This window comes from Psychrobacter sp. Rd 27.2 (assembly GCF_001921755.1).
In the GTDB taxonomy this organism is placed as follows: Bacteria; Pseudomonadota; Gammaproteobacteria; order Pseudomonadales; family Moraxellaceae; genus Psychrobacter; species Psychrobacter celer.
In genome coordinates this window covers 1-353 of sequence record NZ_MRYB01000136.1, presented here as the reverse complement: position 1 = coordinate 353, position 353 = coordinate 1, and the positions used below count along the sequence as shown (strand labels likewise).

The following is a 353-nucleotide window of genomic DNA, read 5'->3' as shown; positions in this document are numbered from 1 at the left end:
TTGGTTTCATCTTTTGCCGAATCCCTCATACCAACTAGCCAAAAGACGTCTTCAAGACTGAGCCAATTTCGTTTACTGTCGCGTTCGCTTTTTTTATAGATGAACTCATCTAGCCTGCCTTCCTCATCTTCTACCTTCCAATCGATCTTATCTCGAATACCATACAAGCTTGTAGGCATTGTCTTGTGCTTCTGAAAATACAAGACAGTTAGTAATAAATGAATAAATGATCGAGAGGTACAGGTAAAAGGGCTGCCATTGTGATTGATTAAGTGATAGTTGTCTTGTGTATGGTTATACTGCCATTTATCTGGGTCTAAATTTTGCATGAATAACCAGCCTAGACTGATCGG

Annotated in this window: 1 protein-coding gene; it reads right to left on the bottom strand. The window is 39.4% G+C overall.

Annotated elements, in window-relative coordinates:
• A partial coding sequence (locus tag BTV99_RS12920) for a hypothetical protein (protein ID WP_143507215.1) occupies positions 1-329 on the bottom strand: 329 nt, incomplete at its 3' end.
• Between the last annotated feature and the right edge of the window lie 24 nt (positions 330-353).